At 63.5% G+C, this 22,851-nt stretch carries 14 protein-coding genes and 5 pseudogenes; 7 read left to right on the plus strand and 12 right to left on the minus strand.

Annotated features, from left to right (window positions below; genetic code table 11):
- The first annotated feature begins 168 nt into the window (after positions 1-168).
- Both ACP4XC_RS09335 and ACP4XC_RS09340 read left to right on the plus strand, forming a co-directional pair.
- Entirely contained in the window at positions 169-786 is a 618-nt protein-coding gene (locus ACP4XC_RS09335; protein ID WP_427174647.1) for an ROK family protein, read from the plus strand.
- Between the two features lie 24 nt (positions 787-810).
- Positions 811-1,410 (plus strand): annotated as a pseudogene (locus ACP4XC_RS09340) (IS481 family transposase); the annotation flags it as partial.
- Here ACP4XC_RS09340 and egtD read toward each other — a convergent pair.
- Genes egtD through egtA form a run of 4 tightly spaced genes read right to left on the minus strand, consistent with a single transcriptional unit; the run spans position 1,407 to position 5,789 of the window.
- Complete coding sequence (egtD, locus tag ACP4XC_RS09345; RefSeq protein WP_427174648.1) at positions 1,407-2,393, minus strand: L-histidine N(alpha)-methyltransferase; 987 nt, start codon at positions 2,391-2,393, stop codon at positions 1,407-1,409. The pseudogene ACP4XC_RS09340 and the gene egtD overlap by 4 nt on opposite strands.
- Positions 2,390-3,154, minus strand: a complete 765-nt coding sequence (gene egtC, locus ACP4XC_RS09350) for an ergothioneine biosynthesis protein EgtC (RefSeq protein WP_427174650.1) — start codon at positions 3,152-3,154, stop codon at positions 2,390-2,392. Before egtC ends, egtD begins: the two co-directional genes overlap by 4 nt.
- A 3-nt stretch (positions 3,155-3,157) precedes the next feature.
- The gene (egtB, locus tag ACP4XC_RS09355; protein WP_427174652.1) at positions 3,158-4,507 is read right to left on the minus strand and encodes an ergothioneine biosynthesis protein EgtB; all 1,350 of its coding nucleotides are present in this window, start codon (positions 4,505-4,507) and stop codon (positions 3,158-3,160) included.
- On the minus strand, positions 4,497-5,789 hold the full coding sequence (egtA, locus tag ACP4XC_RS09360) for an ergothioneine biosynthesis glutamate--cysteine ligase EgtA (protein ID WP_427174653.1): 1,293 nt from the start codon (positions 5,787-5,789) through the stop codon (positions 4,497-4,499). The genes egtB and egtA overlap by 11 nt, the downstream gene beginning before the upstream one ends.
- A 310-nt stretch (positions 5,790-6,099) precedes the next feature.
- Here egtA and ACP4XC_RS09365 point away from each other — a divergent pair.
- The 4 genes and pseudogenes from ACP4XC_RS09365 to ACP4XC_RS09380 form a co-directional block, all read left to right on the plus strand.
- Positions 6,100-6,896 (plus strand): annotated as a pseudogene (locus ACP4XC_RS09365) (IS256 family transposase); the annotation flags it as partial.
- Positions 6,897-7,134: 238 nt separating this feature from the next.
- A pseudogene (locus tag ACP4XC_RS09370) lies at positions 7,135-8,268 on the plus strand (IS110 family transposase); the annotation flags it as partial.
- A gap of 288 nt (positions 8,269-8,556) precedes the next feature.
- Positions 8,557-9,069: pseudogene (locus tag ACP4XC_RS09375) on the plus strand (transposase); the annotation flags it as partial.
- 720 nt (positions 9,070-9,789) lie between these two features.
- Positions 9,790-11,127, plus strand: a complete 1,338-nt coding sequence (locus ACP4XC_RS09380) for an FAD-binding oxidoreductase (RefSeq protein WP_427175069.1) — start codon at positions 9,790-9,792, stop codon at positions 11,125-11,127.
- Positions 11,128-11,388: 261 nt separating this feature from the next.
- Here the strand turns inward: ACP4XC_RS09380 and ACP4XC_RS09385 are convergent, their stop codons facing one another.
- From ACP4XC_RS09385 to speB, 4 genes are all read right to left on the minus strand, one after another.
- Positions 11,389-12,684 carry a D-arabinono-1,4-lactone oxidase gene (locus ACP4XC_RS09385; protein WP_427174654.1) on the minus strand — a complete coding sequence of 432 codons (1,296 nt, stop codon included), beginning with the start codon at positions 12,682-12,684 and terminating at the stop codon, positions 11,389-11,391.
- Between the two features lie 28 nt (positions 12,685-12,712).
- A complete protein-coding gene (locus tag ACP4XC_RS09390) occupies positions 12,713-14,146 on the minus strand; it encodes an aminobutyraldehyde dehydrogenase (protein ID WP_427175070.1) in 1,434 nt (477 codons plus the stop codon).
- Between the two features lie 96 nt (positions 14,147-14,242).
- A complete protein-coding gene (locus ACP4XC_RS09395) occupies positions 14,243-15,700 on the minus strand; it encodes a purine-cytosine permease family protein (protein WP_427174655.1) in 1,458 nt (485 codons plus the stop codon).
- Positions 15,700-16,701 carry an agmatinase gene (speB, locus tag ACP4XC_RS09400; RefSeq protein WP_427174656.1) on the minus strand — a complete coding sequence of 334 codons (1,002 nt, stop codon included), beginning with the start codon at positions 16,699-16,701 and terminating at the stop codon, positions 15,700-15,702. Before speB ends, ACP4XC_RS09395 begins: the two co-directional genes overlap by 1 nt.
- Before the next feature lie 219 nt (positions 16,702-16,920).
- Here speB and ACP4XC_RS09405 point away from each other — a divergent pair, with 219 nt between their 5' ends.
- Positions 16,921-18,408, plus strand: a complete 1,488-nt coding sequence (locus ACP4XC_RS09405; protein ID WP_427174657.1) for a PucR family transcriptional regulator — start codon at positions 16,921-16,923, stop codon at positions 18,406-18,408.
- A 265-nt stretch (positions 18,409-18,673) separates the two neighbouring features.
- Here the strand turns inward: ACP4XC_RS09405 and pdxS are convergent, their stop codons facing one another.
- The 4 genes and pseudogenes from pdxS to ACP4XC_RS09425 form a co-directional block, all read right to left on the minus strand.
- On the minus strand, positions 18,674-19,606 hold the full coding sequence (pdxS, locus tag ACP4XC_RS09410; protein WP_427174658.1) for a pyridoxal 5'-phosphate synthase lyase subunit PdxS: 933 nt from the start codon (positions 19,604-19,606) through the stop codon (positions 18,674-18,676).
- Positions 19,607-19,674: 68 nt separating this feature from the next.
- Positions 19,675-20,528: pseudogene (gene purU, locus ACP4XC_RS09415) on the minus strand (formyltetrahydrofolate deformylase).
- Positions 20,529-22,028 carry a D-serine/D-alanine/glycine transporter gene (gene cycA, locus ACP4XC_RS09420; protein WP_427174659.1) on the minus strand — a complete coding sequence of 500 codons (1,500 nt, stop codon included), beginning with the start codon at positions 22,026-22,028 and terminating at the stop codon, positions 20,529-20,531.
- Positions 22,018-22,848, minus strand: a complete 831-nt coding sequence (locus ACP4XC_RS09425) for a methylenetetrahydrofolate reductase (RefSeq protein ID WP_427174660.1) — start codon at positions 22,846-22,848, stop codon at positions 22,018-22,020. The genes cycA and ACP4XC_RS09425 overlap by 11 nt, the downstream gene beginning before the upstream one ends.
- Positions 22,849-22,851 lie beyond the last annotated feature (3 nt).

A 22,851-nucleotide genomic window follows, 5' to 3' on the forward strand; every position in this document is an offset into this window, starting at 1 on the left:
TGGAGGGATGCTGCAGATCGGCGGCACACCCCGGACCAGCGCGTCTTCGCGGTTGAGAAACGCTGGACCGGGGTGGGTGGGTCATTCCTCGGTCAGCCGCCTCCCGGCACGGGAGTACCCAGCTCGCAGGGGTGGGCGTTGCGTGGCCAGGGCCTGGTGGATAACACCGTGAACATGATGGCGGTCGGAGAACGAACCAGGCACTGGCCCGGGCATGAGGACTTCTTCATTCTTAACGTCGCGGAACAGATCAGTTCCGGAATCATCAGCAGCGGGCACCTACAACGCGGCGCGGACGGCGCAGCAGGGGACCTGGGCCACATCCAGCTCTCCCGCAGCGGTGACACCTTATGCAGCTGCGGCAATCACGGCTGTTTGGAAGCCCTGGCCTCCGTACCTGCAATCACTTGTCAACTACGAAGCAACGGGCTGGACGTCAAAGAAGAAACCGACATCTGCCAACTCATGGCCGCCGGCAATACCCACGCGATCCAGACCGCCCGCCAAGCCGGACGGGACATCGGAGACGTTCTGGCCACGGTGGTGAATCTGCTCAACCCCGCAGTCATCGTCGTCGGCGGCCTCCTTACCGAACTCGGTGAGCAAGTGGTGGCAGGTATTCGCGAAGTTATATATCGGCGGTGCCCGCCACTGGCCACATCAGGCCGGCAAGTAGCGGCCTCCTCGGCTGGCAACTATGCCGCCATCTACGGGGCAAGCGCCAGCGCCATCCAGCACGTGCTTTCACCCGCCGCAATACAGGCGAACCTGACTAGCTCACCGTAGAGGCTGAGTGGGGCCACCCATAACCGGGTGATCCGCCGGTACGAGCACCACAGCCCCGGGGAGCTGGTCCACGTGGACATCAAGAAGCTCGGACGGATCCCGGACGGCGGCGGCCACCGCGTCACCGGCCGGGCCGCGGGTAATAAAAACAAGACCGGCACGACGGCGAACCGGCGACCGGGCTACGCCTTCTTGCACAATGCCGTTGATGACCACTCTCGGCTTGCCTATACCGAGATCCTGGCCGATGAGAAGAAGGACACCGCAGCGGGGTTCTGGGAACGCGCCAACGCCTATTTCGAATCGTGCGGAATCGTAGTCAAAAGGGTGTTGACGGACAACGGCTCCTGCTACCGCGCCCACGCCTTCAAGGACGCGCTGGGCCCGGACATCAGCCACAAACGCACCCGCCCCTACAGGCCCCAAACCAATGGCAAAGTCGAACGCTACAACCGCACCATGCTCGACGAATGGGCCTACGCCAAACCCTATGGATCAGAAACCGAGCGTGCTGCCGCTTTCGCTGACTGGCTCCATCATTACAATCATCACCGAGGCCACACTTCACTCAAAGGTCAGCCACCGGCCAGCCGTGTTACCAACCTCTCAGGTCAATACACCTAGATGGCTTCAGCCAGGGTCATGGCGTAACGGTTCTGCCGGTCGGTCCACTGCCCTACGGCGGAGAACCCCGCTGCCTCGATCTCTTCGACCACGCCACCAAGGCGGAACTTGGCCGAAATCTCCGTTCGGAGCTCCTCACCCTCTTGGAATTGGACGTCCATGTCCACTCCCGGCAGGCGGACCAGCATTGGTCTGCTGGCGCGTAGCCGCATCTCGATCCACTCCTCCTCTGGCTTCCATACCGCCACGTGTTCAAAGGCCATCACGTCGAAGTCGGCGCCCAGCTCGGTGTTGAGGACGCGCAGCACGTTCCGGTTAAACTCGGCGGTGACCCCCTCCGCGTCTGCGTACGCCGGAATCAGGACGTGTGGTGACTTCACCAGATCCGTGCCGAGCAGCAGCGAGCCGCCGTCGTCGCCGAGCAACTCGCGGACGTCGGAGAGGAAGCGGGCCCTGGCCTCAGGCTCAAAATTGCCGATGGTGCCGCCCAGGAACGCGATCATTCGGCGTCCCGCCCGCGGCAGCAGGTGCAGCTGGGTCTCGAAATCCGCGGCCACGGCCTGCAGTTCAAGGTCGGGAAAGGCGGGGGCCAATTCGTTTTGGGCATCCAGCAGTGCGGTGTCGCTGACATCGACGGCAACGTAACGGCGGAGGGACCCGGTCTTCCTGAGGGCGTTGAGCAGCAGCGGGGTCTTCCGTGAAGATCCGGACCCGAGCTCGATCAGCGTCTCTGCAGGGCTCGCGGCCGCCATCTGCGCTGAGTAGAGTTCCAGCACTTCACGTTCAGCCCGTGTCGGGTAGTACTCCGGCAGTTCGGTGATCCGCTCAAACAGTTCGCTGCCGAGCTTGTCATAGAACCACTTGGGCGGCAGCGTTTTCGGCGATGCGGTGAGTCCGGCGCGCACATCGCCGCGCAGGCTGCGCCCCAAGTGGTCCGGAGGCAGATGGTGAATGATGTCGGAGCCTTCGGTGGAGAGGCTCATGGGGCCACCTGTTCCTTCGTGAGGTTGGGAATCGGACGTATGTCGACGTGGTCGGCGGTGGTGGTCAGGAGGCAGTTGTCCGGCACCTCGTGCCAGCCGGGGCCGTCGTCGGATGGTTCGCTGGCCACCACGACGCTCCCGGGGCCGATCCGCCAAAAAAGGGTATCCCCGACGGCTGTGGCCGCGATGTGCTTGCCGTCGGTGAGTAGAAAGTTCAGCCGCGCACCGGTGGCGGCGGTGACATTGCGGACCACGTGCGTCAGCGCATCGCCGGCGGTGTCCCCGGCGGTGAGCTGTTCCAGAACGAGTGCCCAGAGCAGGGCGGAGTCGACCTGGGCTTCAAGTGCCAACAGACGGGCCGTCGGAAGCGCCGCGGCCAGACCTTCCAATGCGTCCGGCCAGCCCTCGACGCGTCCGTTGTGGCTGAAGAGCCAGGGGCCGTTCGTATACGGGGCGGCAGCTGACTCCTCCTGCGTCATCCCTGATGTCGCGGACCGGACGGCCGCTAGAACGGCCCGGCTGGAGGTAACTCTTGCGACGTCGGCGAATGACCTGTCCGCCCAGATCGGTATGGCGCGGCGGTAACGGGCAGGCAGAGGATCGCCCGGGGCATACCATCCGACGCCGAAACCGTCAGCGTTTACGGTCCCGTTGCGCTGACGCCTGGGCGCCCAGGACTGTGTTAGCAACCCATGGTCGGGGGTGAGCAGCAGCTCCGCGAGCGGCATCGGGGATCCGATGTAGGCGAGGTGGCGACACATGGGCTAACGCGCCTCGTCCGGTGCGGTGTCGCGCGCGGTGCGGAACCCGGCAAAGATCTGCCGGCGGATCGGGTAGTCCCAGTTCCGGAAGGTCCCCCGGGATGCGGCCGGGTCCGCCGCCCAGGACCCTCCGCGGAGCACCTTGTAGTCCGACCCGAAGAACGCTTCGCTGTATTCCTGATACGGGAAGGCGTTGAATCCGGGGTACGGGCGGAAGTCGCTGGAGACCCATTCCCAGACATCACCGATGAGCTGGCGCACTCCCAGCGGTGATGTTCCGCCCGGGTAAGAGCCGGCAGGGGACGGCCGCAGGGCCGACCCGCCAAGGTTCGCGTGATGGGGTGAAGGATCTTCATTTCCCCAGGGGTAGCGGCGCGAACGCCCTGACCGGGGATCATGGCGCGCGGCCTTTTCCCACTCTGCCTCGGTCGGAAGCCGACGTCCGGCCCAGCGGGCGTAGGCTTCCGCTTCAAACCAGCACACGTGCTGCACCGGCTCGTCCTCCGGCACCGGTTCAACGACGCCGAACCTGGTCCTGATCCATCGGTCACCGTCGCGTTCCCAGTACTGGGGCGCCACCAGCCCGGCTTCCCTGACGTGGTTCCATCCCTGGGCTGTCCACCAGCGAGGGTTTCGGTAGCCGCCGTCATCGATGAAGGACCGGTAGGCACCGTTGGTCACCGGAACGGTGTCGATCCAGTAGGCAGGCACATCCACCGCATGGGCCGGGCGTTCGTTGTCCAATGCCCACGGCTCCACCGATGTCCCCATCATGAAAGGCCCGGAAGGGACCAGCACCTCATTCGCCAGGGCGTGCCAGTCCGGGGACAGGACATCGGACGGCAATGTCCGGGCCTGCAGGACGGGCACGCCGACGCGGAGCTGATGCGTGGCCAGCATCGTCTCGTCGTGCTGCTGCTCGTGCTGGATGATCATGCCGAAGGCGAAGCCACGATCCAGCAACGGCGGCCCTTCCAAAGGGGTCCGGTCCAGGATGTCGAGTGCTTTGACACGCACCTGGGCAAGGTACTTTCGGGACTCCTCCGGCGAAAGCAGCGGCAGCGAGGGCCGGGCGCTGCGGGGATGCTCGAAGGCGTCATACATCCGGTCGATGTCGCACCGCACCGGCTCCATTTTGCCAACGTCGCGCACCAGCCAGATTTCTTCCTGGCTGCCAACGTGCGCGAGGTCCCAGACCAGCGGCGACATCAGCGGTGAGTGCTGCTTCAGCAAGTCTTCCTCATCGCACTCCGTCAGCGTATGCGTCCGGTGCCGGGCCCTTTCCAGCTCGTCGGCGATGAAAGCCCTAAGGGTCTCCGGATCAATATCGGTTCCGGGAAGGTTATCTGGCATTTTCGGAACTTTCCTCATACTCTGCCGAATCTAAATAGCTGCCGGTTCGTTCCCACCGATCCAGCTGCTCGTCCGCAGGGCTCCGGCCCCGCGCGGTATAGCGGTCCACGAAATCCTCCGCCCGGTATCTCGTGGCGGCGTCAGCTCCCAAACGGGGCAATGCCATCAGTGCGCCCTCGGCGCAGCCGAGAGCCGCCGAGGCGAGCAAGGGATCCGCCAGTGCGTCACGGGCGGCCGTCCGGAGCGGATCGGACAGGGAAGCAAGAGGGGCGCAGGCCTCCGCGGCGAGGTCGGCGGCGCGTTCATCGTCCATGAGCGCGGTCACCATCGCCGTGACAGGCTCCCAATCGCTGCCTGCCTGCGCGTCGATCACCCTGATCTCCATGAACCCCCGTGGCCGGACAGGCGGAAACAGGGTTGTCAGGTGGTATTTCAGGTCAGCCGGTGTGACGGGCCTCGGGCCTTCCCCGCGGAGCCAGTTCCGCATGGTCAGCCCGGGCGGGGCTTTCCAGTTAGCCGTCTCCGAGGGAATGCACAGCACCAGAGCGTCGAGCGCGTAGCGGGCCCAGGCCAGACGGGGGTCCGCGGCGCGAGGGACCGCGGCGGTCCGGGTCGGGTCCGTGGCCAGCCAGATACGTTGGCGGTTGCTCCGCCAGCCGCTCGGGACGCCGTGAAGGAACGGGGAATTGGCAAACATGGCAACGAGGACCGGCAGGAGATTGTGCAGGCGTGCCCACCGTTGCGTTGCGCCGGCGGAGCCGGGGCTGTCGAATCCGGCGTCCAGTGAAATCTGCAGAGAGGCTGCGGAACACATCATGATTCGCCCGGCAGGGCCGAGGCGGTCGAAATGCTGCTCCATGGCGGCGTACCGTGGATGATCCGATGACCGCGCAGGCGGCCGGTTGGGATCCAGCGCCACGGTGCCGAAGCAAAGGCCTGCGGCCGTCAGCAGACCCTCAACGGCGTCAAGGTCTGCGCGGGTTGCTGAGATGAGGGCCGCAAGATCAGTTGCGCAGGCTGAGCTGATTTCCAGCTGACCGCCCGGCTCAAAGGTGATCACCCCTCCGCCGGGCAACGGTTTCTCCGATGCCGCCATGGCGCCCCTGGCCCGTGCAACGGGCACCGGGAGCCTGGGGTTCGAGACATCGTGGACCAGCCGCTCGACCTCCACCCCCGCAGCACCCGGCGGCCCAGTCTTAAAGCACACCGAGGCTACATAAACCTCGGCATCGGACTCGGAGAGCGGACCAATGTCACTCCCGGGCTGCAAAAAAGAAATCATGCAGCGCCGCTCCTTCCACAGTGGCTACCCCAAACCGCAAGCTAAACAGTCCCCGCTCGGCTCTGTCAACGGCCAAGCCAAACTGCAAGCATGTCCACAGCAGAAGTGTCTCCGGGATGAACGTCTCCCTTGTGCCGCAGCCGAAAAGCCCGAGCAGCGAAAAGGGCGCAACTGTCGATTCTCCTTTCGGACCCGTCTCGGAATCTTTCGTTATTGAGAAGCGTCGGGAGTGTCTGAATAACGGTGGATCCGGGGTTGGCCTGACACGCCGGGCGTTGCCTGGCGGGGAGGACTGATCATGGGCGAAACCATGGATCCCATGGCGACTGAATTGGATCAGCAAGAGTTGGCGCAGCAGCTCCTGGCCCAGGCCAGGGAACAGGGGACCGCGCTCGTCGGCCCGGATTGGCTGTTGAACCGGTTGACGAAGAACGTCCTGGAAACCGCGCTGGAAGCGGAGATAGACGAGCACCTCGGCTACGGCAAGCACGACGTGTCCGGTCGCGGGAGCGGGAATTCCCGCAACGGCACCCGCACCAAGACCGTCATGACTGAGATCGGGCCGGTGGAGATCGATGTGCCGCGGGACACCGGATCGACGTTCGATCCGCAGATCGTGAAGAAACGGCAGCGCCGGCTGACGGGTGTGGATGAGATCGTGTTGTCGCTGAGCGGAGGGCCTTACGACCGGGGAGATCGCGGCGCACTTCGCCGAGGTATTCGGCGCCAGGGTCTCCAAAGACACCATCTCGCCTATCACGGAGAAGGTCATCGGGGAGATGACCGAATGGCAGAACCGGCCCCTGGACAGGGTCTACCCCGTGGTGTTCATCGACGCGATCTTTCGTCTTGGTCCGCGACGGGCAGGTCACGAACCGGCCGGTCTATGTCGGGATCGGCGTCAGCGTCAACGGCGAACGCGACATCCTCGGGGTGTGGGCCGGGGACGGCGGGGAGGGTGCGAAGTTCTGGCTCTCGGTGCTGACCGAGATCAAGAACCGGGGCGTGGATGATGTCTGCATCACGGTCTGTGACGGGCTCAAGGGCCTGCCGGAGGCCATCAACACCGTGTGGGAGTTGGCCGTGGTCCAGACCTTATCTATTCACAATGGTGGTGGCCGGGGCTTCCGGCCACCACCTGCGCCGTGGCGGTCAGGACCTATGCAGACGCGTTACCTTCGAGTTCCCCATGCAGACCAAGTCCGACCGCCGCGGGGCGGATGCGTGAATCAGCCAGCGGGAGCAGCAACGTCATTACGCTGATTGCCGAGATAAGGTTCTGACACGTCTCTGCCACGCACCGGCACCAGGTGGATCTCCTCTTAACGGAAGGACACTGTGCCGCATGGCCCAGCCACATCATTACCAGGATCACACCACAGAACCCCCGGACGTGTACGCCGGGATCGACTGGGGCGCCGCGTTCCACCAGCTCTGCCTTCTCGACGCCAACGGAACCGTGCTGCTGCAGAAACGATTTCAGCACACTGTCGAAGGCCTCGATGCCCTGTGCCATGCACTCACGGCGCATGTCGGCCCGCTACGCGCAGCGATCGAACGGGCCGAAGGACTGCTGGTCGAGCGGCTGCTCGGCCTTGGAATCGACCTGTTCTGCATATCGCCTAAGATCTCTGCCCGAGCCCGGGAACGCTACCGGCTCTCCGCAAAGAAGTCCGACGCGTTTGACGCCTTCGTCCTGGCCGACACCCTCCGCCACGAACACCCCCATTGGCGGCCGCTGCTACCGGCTTCGGACACGCTCATGCAGTTGCGCGCACTGATCCGCGACCGCGAACGCGTCGTCTGGAATCAGCGCGATACCGAAAACCAGCTCCGGGCGGTGATGGAAGCCTATAACCCGGCGGTGCTGCACCTGTTCTCCAGCCTGGACCGGGACATTTCGCTGGAGTTCATCCGCCGCTACCCGCTGCCCGCTCAGACCGCGCGGATCAGCGTCAAACGCATGGAATCGTTCATCAGGGCCCAGCACTACTCCGGCAGGACGCCGCCGGAAACGCTGATCGAACGGCTCCGCCCTCACCTGCTGGCCGCCGGAACCGGAACCAGTCACGGCAAAGCCTTCACAGCCGTCCGCTTCGCGGAACAGCTGGCCCTGCTCAACCGGCACCTGCGAGACTACGACACCGAAATCGACAGGATCCTGGCCTTGCACCCTGACACCCGGATCTTCAACAGCTTCCCCGGTATCGGGCCCGTCACCGCGGCGACTCTGCTGGCCGGCATGGGAGAAGACCGGGCCCGGTTCCCCTCCCCGGCAGCCCTGCTGGCCGAGACCGGGCTGGCCCCGGTCACTCGCGCCTCCGGACGCACCCGCCAGGTCCGCTTCCGCTACGCAGCGAACAAACGCATGCGCCACGCCATCGACTGGTGGGCCTTCGTCGCCGTCCGCGACGACCCGCATTGGTCCGGCAGCCTCTACCAGCACGCCCGCGCCGCCGGACAGGGCCACCACAGGGCACTGCGCGGCATCGCTGCCCGCTGGCTCCGCATCCTCTGGAAATGCTGGCACGAACACACCGAATACGACCCGAGCCTGCACCCCCACCGGAGAGAGGCCCTTCCCGCAGCCGCACTACCAGAAGGCGCGGGCCCCATCACAACCCCCGCCCGCCAACCAGCAATTCAGATGGCAGGCTAACCCCACACCCTCCGCGTAGTGGACAAGCCCGGCCGGCTCGTCCACCACCCACACTCCTGCCCGCAAACAACCCTAGGAAGCCGCCACCAGGTTGACGGCGGGAGTCTTATCGTGCACCTGATCCGGAACACCTTCCGCTATGCCGCCCGGCAGTACTGGGACGAAATGTCCCGTGATCTGCGCCCGGTCTACACGGCACCGTCCGAGGGCGCAGCCAGGGAGCGCTTCGTTGAGTTCTCGACCAGGTGGGGCCGGCAGTACCCGGCGATCACCCGGCTGTGGGAGAACGCCTGGAGCGAGGTCGTGTCGTTCCTGGACTACGACGTGGAAATCCGGCGGGTCATCTGCAGCACGAACGCCATCGAGTCCTTCAATGCCCCGTACCGGCGTGGGGTCAGGGCCAGGGGTCATTTCCCCACCGAGCAGGCGGCCCTGAAGTGCCTGTACCTGGCAACCAGGGCACTGGACCCGACGGGCAAAGGCAGGGCACGATGGGCCTCACGGTGGAAGCCGGCACTGAATGCCTTCGCAACCACCTTCGACGGAAGAATCAACCAAATGCCAACCGTGGATCCACCGAAAAACGGACAGTCCCACCGACCGCAGGACCTCACCGGGTAGGGCATCAACGTCGCGCTCTCGTTGCTCCTGTTGGATGAGGAGTGCAGGCGGCTTCTGACACTTAGTGCAGACGTCTTCTGAAACTGACACATGTCAGGAGGAAGTGCCAGCGCCCTTCAGAAGCGGCGTGCCCCCTTCACGCGGAAACCGGTCCGGGTGGCAGGACTGCTGACATCGGATTGTGAGAAGTCATCTGCAGCGTTCGTCGGCGATGGCTTCGAATACTCCACGATCTTGAAGCATGGCCCCAGGGCCATAGCCGACGAGGCCATCCGTTCGCCGCAGCCGTAATTCTATTGAGTCTGTCGGCCTCGTCGATGATGAGGAGTTCGGTCAGACCGGATGCGCGAGAGTCGCGGTGCTCGAAGATGTCCATGTTGCCTTCCCGGGCGTATTCGGCTGCCCAGGAGATTCCTTGGCAGGTCCGGTGCAGTTGCCGGTCGATCTCTCGGGGGCCGATAGTCACGGGGTCCAGAATGCTGTTCTGGCTTCGAGCGCGCGGCCAAGGACGGGCTCGGTGTTGGTTTCACCGGTCCGTTGCCATTGTTCCAATTCGATCGTACCGAAGTAGGCGCTTGCGGAGTATTCCAAGACAGCGGGGGCTGAGGTGGGGATTGAGTCGTGGGGGGGGGCGGTGCTGGGGCGGATTTATCGTTGCCAGCGGCGGCTGTGTGGAGGCATGATGCGTTTATGAGTGCTGTTCTGGAGGGTTTTCAGGGCATGGTTTTACTGCCGGGGGATCCTGACTATGCGGAAGCGCGGCGGATTTGGAATGGTGCGATTGACCGGAGGCCTGCCCTGATCGCGCGGTGCGTCGGGGTAGAAGACGCGGCCATGGCGTTGGCGTATGCGCGCCGGGAGGGCCTGCCGGTGGCTGTCAGGGGTGGGGGGCACAACGTCTCGGGCTCGGCTTTGTGTGAGGGCGGGGTGGTGATCGATTTCTCCGGGCTGCGTGGTGTCGAGGTCGACGCGGGTGCCCGTGTCGCGCGGGTCCAGCCGGGAGCGCTGTGGAGTGATGTTGACACGGCCACGCAGGCGCATGGTCTGGTTACGCCTGGCGGCATCGTCACCCATACGGGCGTTGCCGGACTGACCGTGGGTGGAGGGTTCGGCTGGCTAAGCCGCCGGTGGGGCCTGACCTCGGATAACCTGTTCTCGGCGCGGATGCTGCTGGCGGACGGGAGTAGGGTGCGGGCGGCGCCGGATGAGAACGCGGATCTCTTCTGGGCGGTCCGGGGCGGCGGCGGGAACTTCGGGATTGTGACCGAGTTCGAGTTCGGACTCCACCAACTGGGCAGCACTGTGCTGGCCGGTCCGATTCTTTTCAGGGCCGAGCGGGCGCGTGAGGTCCTTTCCTTCTATCGTGAGTTCATTGCCGCGGCCCCGGAGGAGCTCGCGGTGTACCTGAACCTGCGGACCGCGCCTGCGCTTGAGTGGGTTCCCGAGGACCTGCGCGGAACCGATGTGTTGCTGGTGCTTCCGTGTTATTCCGGTGACCTTGATGAGGGAGAGGCCTTGTTGCGGCCGCTTCGGGACTTCGGGCCTCCCGCGGCGGATCTGGTCAGGCGTAAACCGTATATGGAGCATCAGTCGATGTTCGACGCCGGTGTGCCGCACCACTGGGGTTATTACTGGAAGTCGCACTACCTTCCCCCGCTGACCGAAGACGCCATTGAGGTCCTGCTCGAGCGCTCCTGGGCCAAGAACTCGCCCGCGTCCTACACGCTGCTGTTTCATATGGGTGGCGCCATGGCAAACGGGCCTGAGGGCGGCTCTGCGGCATCGGGAAGGGACGCGGCGCATGCGATGAACATCAGCGCTGCGTGGACGGCAGGGGGCCCGGAACATGCTGACATTTCCTGGTGCCGGGAGTACTTCGCCGCGATGGAACCGCACGCCACCGGCGGTGTGTATGTGAACTTCCTGCACGATGACGAGGGGGAAGCCCGGATCCGGGCTGCATACGGCAAGGGCTACGGACGATTGGCGCAGATCAAGGCCGACTACGACCCCGACAATATCTTCAGCTCCAACCAGAAACCAGCTGGGCAAATATAGAGGTCCAAGCGCCCATCGAGGGACGGTCGCCAGCCAATTCGTCACGAGGCTTCGGTCCTCACGGCTCTTATGGTCAACATCTCCGCCGAGCCGACGACTCGGCGGAGCTCAGGCACCTTTCTCGTCGGGAGCTTCGTCCCATCCGGGTGCAGTACCTCGGTAGGTGAAACATGCCTTACAGGGGAGGCCGGTGATTCCGAGTTCGGTAGGGGTTGACGTCGAGGCGGACTCTCGCGGCCTAACGGGAGAAATCTGGTTGGATCAGCCAAGCAGGGCGCGTGTGTGGTCGTTCAGGAAGATCCCGCGAGGATCGAACTCACGGCGCACCTGGATGAAGGTGTCCAGCTCCGGGTACAGGCGCTCCAAACGGCCCCTGGTCATGAAGTGGATCTTTCCCCAGTGCGCCCGGGGTTCGTATTCCTGCAGGAGGGCGTCGGCGTCCCTGAAGAACTGCCAGTAATCGGTTCCGGGTTTGGTGGTCAGGGTGATGACGGTGGTGTCACGTCCCTGGAACTGGGACATAAAGCCTTCGTCGGCTTTCACCCACCGGACCTCCACCGGGTATTTCTGGTCGGGGTACTTGGTGCGGATCAGGTTCTGGATAGTCTCGACAGCTGCTAAGCCATCCGAGCTGCGCACAAAATACTCGAGCTCGTGGAACGGCGTGGTGAATCCGTCGGGGTAGATGCGGTACGAGCGGTCCAGCCGGGCTCCTTCCTTGCCCGAAATTTCGCGTTCGTCCTGGATCTGCGCCTTGTTGTACCGCTTGGTGTAGCTGCGGTTCGCCATGTTCTCGCTTGGGGATCCCGGGAGGTCGAGGAGCTCGCATGAGTCGTTATCCGGGCACCAGAGGAACGAATAGTGCCTGTTCCCGTCGATGTCGGACTGCCACGTTGCCTTGGTCTCGGCCCACGTGGGATAAGTGATCCGTTCCTGCAGGTAGTAGCGGTCCTCAACCGCCAACTCCACTTCAAGGAAAACCCCGAGCGTGCCCAGCGCGACCTGGGCGGCCCTGAGCTCCCGGAGCTGCCCCTCGCCGATTTCGACGATTTCACCGTAACCATTGATTAGCTTTACCCAACGGAGGCTTGACGAGAAGCTCCCCAGATCCCTGCCCGAACCGTGAGTGCTGGTTGAGAGCGCACCCGCAATCTGTTGTTTGTCGATGTCACCCTGGTTGCTAAGTGCCAGCCCCTGCTCCCACAATGGATCGCCGAAGGCATTGATCGTAGTACCGGCAAGCGCCCTGGCGCGACGCCGGACAGGATCGGTTCCGGTGATCGCCGATAGCGCGGACATGTCCATCAGGACCCCGCCCGTCTGGACCAGCGGCGAGGACGAATGCCCCGAGCCGACCGCCCGAACGGGCAAGCTTTCGCGGATGGCGAAACGAACGGCGTCGAGCGCTTCCTGCTCAGTCCGCGGTCGCACGGTAAAGGCCGGCGTGGCGCTCTGGTTCCCGCCCCAGTTGGTCCACGTGACGTCAGTCCCGAAGGGGGCGGACGGAGTGGCGGCACGCGCCGAGGAAGAGGGGCGGGGAAGGCTTGAAGTGGTCATCGCTAAGCTCCGGTCGTTTTCTGAACGCTTATGCGCCGTGGTTGATCATGACGTGTTTGGTGCGGGAGTAGTCGTCCAAGGCGTAAAGGGAGAGGTCACGGCCATAGCCTGATCCCTTGAATCCGCCCCAGGGGACCTCGCAGGCGAGCACGAGGTGCGAATTGACCCAGACCGTGCCGAAGTCGAGCTGCTTAGGAACCTTGAGGGAAAGGCTTACGTCGCGGGTCCATACAGAGGCGGACAGGCCGTAGGGTGTCTCGTTGGCACGGTTTATGGCTTCTTCTGTGGTGGTGAACGTTTCTACCGTGACCACGGGGCCGAAGATCTCGTGGGTAGCGATGTGTGCGCCGGCGGGGACGCCACTGATAACGGTAGGTTCGATGAAATAGCCGGGGCCCTCCAGGGCCGAACCGCCCACGGCTATTTTTAGCCCTGCAGCCTTTGCCGCGGCCAGCGCATCCTTGACCCGTTCGAAGTGCGGACGCGAGATCATGGGACCGATTTCAACGTCATCTCCCGCCCCTGGAGCACCGACCACCAGCGTGCCGACTTCCCGCACCAAATGCTCGGTGAACTCGGCAGCCACCGACTCATGCACGAGCACGCGGCAGGCAGCGCCGCAGTCTTGACCGGCATTCCAGTAACCGGCGTTTCGCACTCCAGCTGCGGCAGCGCGGAGGTCGGCGTCCGGAAAGACAACAACTGGGGCCTTGCCGCCGAGCTCAAGGTGGACACGCTTGACCGATTTGGCTGCAGTCTCCGCCACTGCCTGCCCGCTGACAACGCTCCCCGTCAAGGCGACGAGGGCAACGTCGGGGTGCTCGGAAAGCCGCTGTCCAACGATGCGGCCCTGTCCCGTCACGACATTGAGGATGCCATCCGGAATGCGTCCGGCCAGCAGTTCCGCCAGCTTCAGTGTGGAGAGCGGCGTCTGCTCGGATGGCTTGAGGACGACACTGTTCCCCGCAGCCAGGATGGGCGCGATCTTCCAAGCAGCCATCAACAACGGATAGTTCCACGGAGTGATGACGCCGACCACACCCACCGGCTCCCTAAGGATCACGGAGGTGTGTCCGGTTGCGTAATCGCCGCCGGCCATCGATGTCAGCGTGCGAGCCGCTCCGGCCATGAAACGGAATGTGTCGATGGTGCTGGAGACGTCATCTTCGGCCACTGCCCGCGGCTTGCCGGTGTTGGCGGACTCGATGACTTCAAAGATGTCCCGGTTGGCTTCAATAATGTTGGCGATCAGGAAAAGGACGTCTGCACGTTCCTTTGGCGTTGTGGCACCCCAGGACTTCTGCGCCGCTACGGCGGTAGCAACAGCGGCGTCGACATCGGCCGCTGTGCCGGCCTGCATGGACGCGATGACCTCCTCAGTGGCGGGATCGATGACGTCGATGAGTTGGGTCGAGGAGCCTGGAACGAAGGAGCTTCCGATGAAGTGCCCGGGAGGAGGCATTACGTCTGCGAGGTTGTGACCCACGGGGCTGTGTTCCGCGGGGGAGCGTCGGATGGCGAATCGTTCGGCTTCAGTGAGTGTCATGATCTTTCGCTTTCAGATGAGGTCAGATGCAAATGCGGGGGATGGAACGGTTTCGGCTTCCGGCTTTTCCCGAAGCACGCGTGCCGCAACGTAGTAGAGCGGGGCAACAACCGCCAAGCCGACGATCCAGGAGATGTCTACGCCGCCCATCGCGGCGGCAAGTGGGCCCGTGTAGATCGCCGTTGACGTGAAGGGAACCTGGATCAGGGCGCCGGCGACGTATGAACCCATAGCGACCCAATTGAACCGTCCGTACACTCCGCCGTCACGTTTGAAGAAGTCTTCGACCTTGTAGTCGCCATGACGGAGCAGATAGTAGTCCACCAGGTTGATGGCCGTCCAGGGCACCAGGACGTACATCAGGAAGGAGAGGAAATTCGTGTAGAAGACAACGAAATTGTCTCGGGCGAACACGGCTATCAACAGCGCGAAGGCAAAGAGGACGACCGCCCCGATGCTTCGGGTCTTGGCGCGCGGCATCCAGCTGGGCCGGAACGTTTGCCCGATGGTGAGGCTGCATAAGACCCCGCAGTAGAGGTTCATGGCGTTCGATGCGGCGACACCGAGGCAAAAGATTCCTACGATGACGAGTGTCCAGGGCCCCAACAACGCACCGAGGCTGCCAACGATGTCGACGTTACCGGCATCGCCGCTCATGGTCACCGCGAGCGTGCCCACCAGAGCGCCCAGGATCATCGGGAAGAGTGTCCCCAGGACGCACCCTGAGTAAGACGCCCAGAATGCCGGGCGTGCGCCAGTGCCGTGGGGCATATAGCGGGAGTAGTCGGAAACGTAGGGGGCATAAGCGAGCTGCCACAGTGCCGAGACAGAGATGGTGCCCATGAACCCGACCCAGTTGAAGTCGCCTTGGTCCAGGAAGTCGGCCGGCAGGCCGTGAACAACCAGGATCCAGACAAATGCCACAAGCAGGGCCAGTCCCGCAACGACGCTCAAGGTGCGGGCGTACGCGTGGATGAGGCGGTAGCCGAAGATTGTCGCAATCACGCTGACAACGCCGATGATGATGACGCCGCCATCCACGGAGATTCCTGGGCTTACTGCGGCCATAGCTTCGCCGCCAAAGACAAGGTTCGCGGCGAAAAACCCGACGTACATGACTACCACGATCACCACGATCAGCAGTGCTCCGAACGAGCCGAACTGGCCGCGGGTTTGGATCATTTGTGCCACGCCGAGCTGCGGTCCCTGGGCCGAATGCAATGCCATGAAGACACCGCCCACGACGTTCCCAATGATGATACCCACGACTGCAGGCACGAATCCGAGGCCGAACACCGTTGTGGCGAGACCGCCCGTCACGATGGTCATGATCATGATGTTGGACCCAAACCAGATGGTGAAGAGGTCCCGGGCCTTGCCATGGCGTTCGTGCAGGGGGATGGGTTGAATGGTCTTGTCCTCGAGCCGCGGCACTTCGGCGGTTACGGCGGGAGTGTTTCGATTGCTCATTATGCGGTCCAAGAGGTCGTTTGCAGTTGGCGGGGGGCGTTGGTCGTAGCCTTGTCGCGGTTTACCATCAGCGCGAGAAGGTCGAAGACCAGTGTGGCAGCGGCAACGGTCGTGATGTCTGCATGGTCGTAGGCGGGGGCGACCTCGACGACGTCCGCGCCGATGATGTTAATACCGTCGAGTCCGCGGAGCAGTGCCAGGAGTTCGCGGGAGTGGAGTCCGCCCATCTCGGGCGTTCCCGTGCCTGGTGCGTATGAGGGGTCCAATACGTCAATGTCGATTGAGACGTAAACCGGGGTGTCGCCGAGTCGCTCCTTGACCCTCTTGATCGCTGCAGGAACGCCGATGACGTCCAAATCCGAGCACCGGATGATTTGGAAACCGAATTCGTGGTCGCGGAGGAAGTCGTTGCGGTCATAGACGGGGCCCCGGATGCCGACGTGCATGGACCTGTCCTCTACCAAGAGCCCTTCCTCGAAGGCGCGGCGGAAGATGGTGCCGTGCGTCACTGGCTGGTCAAAGTAGGTATCCCACGTGTCCAGATGAGCGTCGAAGTGAAGCAAGGCAACCGATCCGTGGACCTTGTTCAAGGCCCTCAGCATGGGGAGAGCAATGGTATGGTCCCCGCCGATCGCGATGAGTTTCTTTTCTTCACTGATCAAGGCAAGCGCCTGCTCTTCGATTTCGCGGACTGCCTGCAGGATGTCGTAGGGGGTGCAGGCAATATCCCCGGCGTCCACGACCTGGACTTCATAAACTGGCTCACAGTCGAGCTCGGGGTGGTAGCCCGGGCGCAGAAGCCGGGAGGCCTCGCGGACTGCGGCAGGACCGAAACGGGCGCCGGGCCGGAAGGAGGCTCCGCCGTCGAACGGCACGCCGACGATCGCAATGTCGTAGTCCGGAACTCGGTCAATCTGGGGCAGCCGGGCGAAGGTGCCGAGGCCTGCATATCGGGGGATTCTGGTCGCATCTACGGGACCGATGGGCTTGTGCGTTGTCATGCGGGATCCTTCGCTTGCATTGCTCCCGGGCTGCGGACCCGGTTGCGTAAGGGGATTTCGGGATGCTCACCCGAGCGGGAAGTAGGTAATTCAATTGTTAGTGACCCGCGTCACGGCGCATAGGGCTATAGTGACTACAAATGACCGAGCGCATTAGACATTCGTATAAATCTTCTAATTGCAGAGATTCCACGGAACGGGACGGGGGCACCTCTCCAGATGGCAATCACCGTGGCCGAACTGGTCGCTGAACCGCAGCTGGGGCTGACACTGCTGGCTGGAGAGGCGGGCAGCGGCAACGGCATCACTTGGGCACATACGTCGGACCTTCCGAAACTCTGGGAATGGGTCACCGGGGGTGAGCTCATGATGACCAACGGGCTTTCCATACCCGCAGACCCTGCAGGGCAGGTGGCATTGGCAGAAGCCCTCGTGAATTCAGGGGCCAGCGCCCTGGCCATAGGCGAAAAGATGCATGCGCCCGAGCTCCTGCCGGAGTTCCTGGACGCTTGCAATCGGCTGCCGCTGCCCTTGATCAATGTCCCCTACCCGCTTCCTTTCATAGCCATCGCTCGCTCGGTAGCTGAGGCATCGCTGCTCGAAGAGTCCCGCCGGCTGCGCCAGACGGCACGGGTATATGATCTGCTCCGAACGGCGGGGGCCGAGGACCGCTGGCAGAGCCTCGTCCAGAGGCTGGCCGCGGAACTCGACGCTGATCTTTTCGTGGTGGATCGGCGCTGCCTCCATCCATGGAATCCCCAGGGCCGACCACTTCCTGCGTTGATTGCGGAGGATTGGGCCCAGTTGTCAAAGGCGTCTGTCGGTGGAAGGAACTTCCAGTGGCACCGGATTGGGGGCAGGCATGTCTTGACGATGGACATACCGACCCACTCCGACGCACTCCTGGTGGTGCTGCCCCTCGGCGAGCAGCATCCGGATCCCGTGGTTCTTCTTCATGCGGCGACAGTGCTGGGACTGCAGCTCTCGCGCATCATCTTGTCCTTGACGGGCCGGCACAGGCTGGCGAGCGAGTTCTTGCTGCAGGTATTTGAAGGCCGCCTAGGGGCGGCGGAAATAGAAAGCCGGCTGGCCGGTTTCGGCGTGCCCATGGAGGGGTTCGTGATCGCCTCGATCTCGGTCGAGGATGGTGGGGTTCTGGACGATTTATACATTGAGCTCTGGCGTCACGGGGTCGATGCCGCGTCCGTGAGGCGCAACAAAAGGTTGCACCTCGTCGTCTCTGCAGATGTTGCCGACGACGTGCTCAGGCATTGTGCGCGACCCGGCGCCTCTATCGGTATCAGTTCTACGGCTGCCGTGGCGGGCGTTCAACGAGCATTGCAGGAGTCCCTCTGGGCACTGGGGTCGGCCAAGGCCAACAAGCTGAGCCTTGCGCGGTACCAGCAGGGCCCCACATGGCTGGGCCTGACGAGCTTTGAAGAAGGAACAGCGGTGGCCCGGCGTCTTTTGGGACCGATTTTCGACTACGAACAGAGCCAGGAAGGCGATCTACTTGTGACCCTGCGGACGTATCTGAATTCACAGCGATCGTGGCAGAAGACCGCCGCCGCGCTCTTCACCCATAGGCAGACCATCATTTATCGAATTCGAAAAATTGGTGAACTAACAGGCTTGGACATGACTGAAACGTCAACTCTCGCCCAGTTGTGGTTTGCGTTGAAGATTCATGAAGCCATGCACGAGTAGGCACGCGCTGCAAACTCTTCCCCTGATATCGGACACCAGGCTCAGTTGTAGAAAATTCCGCCGGCGGGGAATGGGGGCCAATGCATCGATCCGCTTGTACCTAGGCCTTGGAAATTACCCTGGCATGGCCGATTTATCTTGCGTGTCGGAGAGGGAGTCACACCTCGTGCCCTTGGGCAAGGAGTTTCACGACGCCGGGTGCCAGCGCGAGCAGGTGCCGGTCTAAGGACTGCGCGCGCCGGGCTTGTTCGTCTTCACGCTGCTGCTACCAGCCGCGCTCGGCGAGGCGGTGGGGTTGGGGGATTTCGTCGACGTTGATGCCGACCATGGCTTCGCCCAGGCCGCGGGAGGCCTTGGCGATGATGTCCGGGTCGTCGTGGAAGGTGGTGGCCTTTACGACGGCGGCGGCACGCTGGGCCGGGTTGCCGGACTTGAAGATGCCCGAGCCGACGAACACGCCGTCGGCGCCGAGCTGCATCATCATGGCGGCGTCGGCCGGGGTGGCGATGCCGCCGGCGGTGAACAGGACCACGGGGAGCTTGCCGGTGGTGGCGATTTCCTTGACCAGTTCATACGGGGCCTGCAGTTCCTTGGCGGCAACGTACAGTTCGTCTTCCGGGAGGGAGGCAAGCTTCAGGATCTCCGCGCGGATCTGGCGCATGTGCGTGGTGGCGTTGGAGACGTCTCCCGTGCCTGCCTCGCCCTTGGAGCGGATCATGGCAGCGCCCTCGTTGATGCGGCGCAGTGCCTCACCGAGGTTGGTGGCGCCACAGACGAAGGGGACGGTGAAGTTCCACTTGTCGATGTGGTTGGTGTAGTCGGCCGGGGTCAGGACCTCGGACTCGTCGATGTAGTCCACGCCGAGGGACTGCAGGATCTGCGCCTCCACGAAGTGGCCGATCCGGGCCTTGGCCATGACCGGCACGGAGACGGCGTCGATGATCGCCTCGATCATGTCCGGGTCGGACATCCGGGACACGCCGCCCTGGGCGCGGATATCGGCGGGAACGCGTTCGAGCGCCATCACGGCAACGGCACCGGCGTCTTCGGCGATGCGCGCCTGCTCGACGTTGACGACGTCCATGATGACGCCGCCCTTGAGCATCTCCGCCATGCCCCGCTTGACGCGCTTGCTGCCCGTGACGCTGCTGGCGGTCGAGCCGGCTTCGAGCGGATCTGTGGGTTGGGGTTCAAACATGTGGTTCCTTTTCGTCGTGGGGTTCTCTGTATCCGGCTCGGAGGTCGCGGACTGGGGTGGACACCGCTCTAGCGCAAAATAACGGTGCGATTTCCTAGGACCAGGATTCTGCCCTCGCAGTGCCACCGGACAGCGTTGCGCAGGGCTGCGCATTCGGCATCCCGACCTACCTGCACCAGGTCCTCGGGGGTGTACGTGTGGTCCACATCGATGACCTGCTGGGAGATGATAGGTCCCTCATCCAGTTCGGCGTTGACGTAGTGCGCCGTGGCCCCCACGGTCTTCACTCCACGGTCATACGCCTGGTGATAGGGTTTGGCACCTTTGAAGCTGGGGAGGAACGAGTGGTGGATGTTGATGGCTTTTCCTGTCAGCGCGGCCGACAGCTCATCGCTGAGGACCTGCATGTAGCGGGCCAGGACCACCAGTTCCACATCGAACTCGTCCACAAGTTCCAGCAGGCGCGCTTCCTGCGCCGGTTTGGTCTCCTTAGTGACCGGCAAGTGGAAGAACGGGACGTCGTGCCACGTCACCAGTTCCTCGTGGTCCGTGTGATTGGAGACCACGGCCACGATTTCCACCGGCAGGTCGCCGGTGCGGCCCGGTACAGCAGGTCGTTCAGGCAGTGCCCGAATCGGGACACCATCACCATCACCCGGCGCTTGCGTCCGTGGGGCTCGAGCTGCCATTTCATCGCCCGGCTTTCGGCCAGCGGCTCGAAGTCCCGGCGCAGTTCCCCAGTGCTGAAGAACCTGTTCCCTGACGCGAAGTGCACGCGCATGAAGAACTGCTTGGCTTGGCGGTCACCGAAGTGCTTGGTGTCGATGATGTCGCAGTTGTGGTCCAGCAAGTACCCGGTGATTGCGTGGACGATGCCCGGGGACTCAGCACAGTGGACGGTCAGAACGTGTTCGGTTTCCACTTAGCTCTCCCCAGCTGCCTTCGCCTCGGCGAGGCCCTGCTCCTCGGCTGCGGCGGCCTTCTCGTCGGCCGCCACCTTCTCCCGAGCGAGGTCCTCTTGGAACTGGGCATAGCGGGCCAAGTGGGACGGTCGCTTGCGCAGGACGAACCAGGCGGCGCCGAGAACGATGAACCAGATCGGTGTGATCAACAGCGCCAGGAAGGTGTCCGGTTGCGTGGTCAGCGCCCACAGGACGAAGGCGAAGAACGCGAAGACCACCCATACCATGGGGATACCGCCGGGCATCTTGTATTTGGAGCCGTCGTGCAGGTGCGGACGGCGTGAACGGAACTTCAGGTAGCTGGCCAGGATGATGGACCAGACAAAGACGAAGCAGACGGCGGAAACAGTCGTGACCATATCGAACGCTTTGCCGATGTCCTTGCCCGCGTACATCAGCACCACGCCGGAGAGCAGCAGGACGCAGGAGAGAAACAGGGCGTTCTGCGGGACTTTGCGGCGGGACAGGGCGCCGAAAACTGACGGCGCGTCACCCTCCTGGGCCAGGCCGTAGACCATGCGGGAGGTGGAGTAGATGCCCGAGTTGGCCGAGGACATGGCCGAGCTGAGCACCACCAGGTTCACTACAGTGGCGGCGGCGCCGAGACCGGCCAGGGAGAACATGGCGATGAAGGGGCTGTGGCCGGCCTGGAACTGGGTCCAGGGCGTGACGGACATCAGGATGATAAGCGCGCCCACGTAGAACAGCAGCACGCGGATGGGGATGGAGTTGATGGCCTTGGGCAGGTTTGTTTCCGGATCCTTGGCCTCTGCGGCCGTGGTGCCCACCAGTTCAATGCCCACGAAGGCGAACACCGCAATCTGGAAGCCGGCCACAAAGCCCATGAACTCGTTCGGGAAGAAGCCGCCGTGGCTCCACAGGTTGGTGAAGCTGGCCGGTCCGGCCTCGGACTGGAACCCGCTGAAGATCATGAACAGGCCCACGATGATCAGCGCCGCGATGGCAATGATCTTGACCAGGGCAAACCAAAACTCCGTCTCGCCGAACGCCTTCACGGTGGTCAGGTTCAGGAGCAGCAGGATGGCGATGGTGGCCAGGCCCGGGATCCACAGCGGCACGTCCGGCCAGAGTTCCTTCGAATAGCCGGCAATGGCAATGACGTCCGCGATTCCGGTGATCACCCAGCAGAACCAGTACGTCCAACCGGTGAAGAACCCGGCCCACGGGCCCAGAAGGTCTGCCGCAAAATCGCTGAAGGACTTGTAGTTCAGGTTGGACAGCAGGAGCTCGCCCATGGCCCGCATTACGAAGAACAGCATGAAGCCGATGATCATGTAGACGAAGATGACGGACGGGCCCGCCGCTGAGATGGTTTTGCCGGAGCCCATGAACAGCCCGGTGCCGATTGCGCCGCCAATGGCGATCAGCTGGATGTGCCGGTTGCTGAGCTGCCGCTCAAGGTGCGGCTCCTGGTGGGAGGTTAGGGTCTTAGTGGTCACGTGCTGCTCCTCGAATCAATGCTGTTTGGAGTGCTGAGGTTGACCCCTGGCCCGGGCCGCCGGGAACCGAATCAAGGCTGTTGAAGCTGTAGAGATGGATGCCCGCGATGTTGCCCGGGCGGCTTTCCAGCCCGGACCAAAGAGCCTGTGGCGAGGAGTGGTCGCCGCTCAGGAGTTTGCGGGCCAGCGGGCCCTTGCGGCTGAGGAACTTCAGGGAACTTCCGACCCCGATCTGCGTCGCCAGGGAGACCAGCTTGGTCCGCGGCACGGAACCGGCCACGCCGGCCCAGACGGGCAGCCGCACACCTTCGTTGCGCAGGAGCGTCGCATAATCAAGGATTTTCGGGGCTGAGAAGCACATCTGCGTGACGACGTGCGATGCCAGGTGCTGTTTGGCCAGCAAAGCGTCCAGCAAGTCCACGGGACCGACGGCGGGGTGGCCCTCCGGGTAGCCGGCAACGCCCGTCCGCATCATGCCTCCGGTGTACTGCGCGATGTCTTCGAGCACCGGAAGGGCGGACTCGTACGGACCGGCCGGTTGCTTCCGGTCTCCGCCGATCACAAACACCTCGCGGATGCCGGCCGCGTTGCAGTCGCGGAGGATTCCGGTGAGCTCGGCACGGTCGTGGATGCTGCGCGCGGCGAGGTGCGGGATGACGGTGTAGCCGAGCATGCTTAACTGCACCGCGGCGCCCATGGTCCGCTCAATGCCGTGATGCGGCAGGCACGTCACCGTAAGCGAGGTGGTCAGCGGCACCAGGGCCGTGACCCGCTCAACGATTCCTTCTGAAGGGATTATTTCGATTCTGATGGGGAACATCTT

Source organism: Arthrobacter sp. 92, from assembly GCF_050260325.1.
GTDB lineage: Bacteria > Actinomycetota > Actinomycetes > Actinomycetales > Micrococcaceae > Arthrobacter.